The organism is Nocardia barduliensis, assembly GCF_013315795.1.
Classification (GTDB): Bacteria; Actinomycetota; Actinomycetes; order Mycobacteriales; family Mycobacteriaceae; genus Nocardia; species Nocardia barduliensis.
Map to the genome: position 1 here is coordinate 1 of NZ_JABLTE010000253.1, position 1,713 is coordinate 1,713.

General features: G+C 66.5%; 1 protein-coding gene. It reads right to left on the minus strand.

Annotated features, from left to right (window positions below; genetic code table 11):
• Positions 1 to 1,408: AAA family ATPase (locus HOV91_RS39025; RefSeq protein ID WP_174190179.1), on the minus strand; the 1,408-nt coding region annotated here is incomplete at its 3' end.
• Positions 1,409 to 1,713 lie beyond the last annotated feature (305 nt).

Sequence of the window (1,713 nt, forward strand, 5' to 3'; positions counted from 1 at the left end):
GGGGGATGGCTTCGTCTGTCCGGCCTGCTGAGTCGTAGGCGTGGGCGAGGTTGTTGCGGGCGGTCAGAGTGCGGGGGTGGTGGGGGTTGAGGATCCGCTCGAAATGGTTGAGCAGGTGCTGGGTGAGGGGGATAGCGCGCTGCAAATCCATGGCGGTGACCAGCTGTCTGGTCGCCCACATAAGGACATTCAGAAATCTGATGACAAGAGAGAGTGGCTGCCGACGTCGCCGCAGCCACCTTGTGCGGGGCGCTGGTGTGGTGAAGTCGACCAGCTCTGCGCTGCGGAGGGCGTCGATCTGGTCGACCAGGTGCGCACCCTCCATCCGCCGTGACCACGCCTCGCTGTGGTCGAACAGTCGCGGCTCGATCACCTCTAAGGCGTGTGTGAGGAGGCTGTTTGTGTTGCCGCGGTCGCGGGCGCGTTCGAGTAGCACCCGGGCGGTCAGCCGATGGGCGAGCAGGGTTTCGCTGGTGGTCGACCAGCTCAGCAGGGATCGCTGCACGCAGTGGGTGATCGCTGCGTCGACGAACTCGTTGCGCTCGGGATCCGGGTGCACGAGCAGTGACCGATTGACTCCGGAAGGCGCGAGGACGGCGAACAGCCCCAACAGCCAGCCAACCACGTCGTCCCGACCGGGGTTGCCGGTAGGAGTTTCGGCAGCGTGGATGGCGAGCAGGATCGCCTGGTCCACGCTCCAGGGATATTGCTGGCCGTCATGGCGCTGCAGCGCCTGCGGCAGCGGCTGCGCATGCAGCTGATGCAGATAGGTTCGGTAGGTCAGGCGGGGCCCGTAGGGTGGTGTGATCGTGGCAGCCGCGGTCGACAATGCCAATGGCAGGTACCCGAGTTCGGCGGCGAGTTGTTTCTCGCCGTCCGGGTCGCCGGTGATGCCGGTGGCCGAGCGCAGGTAGCGGTGCGCCTGGTCAGGGGTGTAGCCGGTTCCGGCATCGACGGTGACGGCGGCCAGCCCGATCATGGCCCGGTTGAGGGTGGTGATCACGACTCGCGTGCCGCCGTGGACCGGTAACAGTTCACGCAACAGGTCGACGTGTTCGGCGTTGTCGAATACCAGCAGATGCCGATCCTGCGTGGAGCCGAGGTAATCACGCAGCAGACGGGCCGACTCGATGGTGTCCCCATCGACGGCCGCGACACCGAGCCGGTCGGCGATCGTAGCCAGCCCGGTGTAAAGGGTTTCCGGGCTTTCGGCGTTGATCCAACCGACCAACCCCTCCCGGCGATCGAGCACGCGACGGGCATAGGCAGCAGCCAGGTGAGTCTTACCGGCCCCCCGCATCCCGGTGACCACGACCGCGACCCGGTCGGCGGCCAACCCCGCCTCGATATCGTCGACCTGTTGACGCTCGACGAAATGCTGCGGCTTCCGCGGGATCAGTCCCGACACCCCCACAGCCACCCCAGCCAACGCAGACCGCACAGGCCCCACCGGACCGCCGCCCGGGTAATAGTGGTGGTTGCTCGTGACTCGGATATCTCCGCCCGCAAAGACCTGCTGCATGGAGGCAGCCACTGTCGGCGCAGCGCTCTCTCGGGCCTTGCTCACGGGTGTGAGGCATCACCGCGGCCGGCGTCGATGTCCCTGAAATCCAAATCCCCACCGAAACGCCCCTTGCTCACTCTGACACCGGTACCCGGCGCACGAACCCCCTCGGCCCGCAAACCCCCTCCGGCCCTCACATCCCCCAGCTC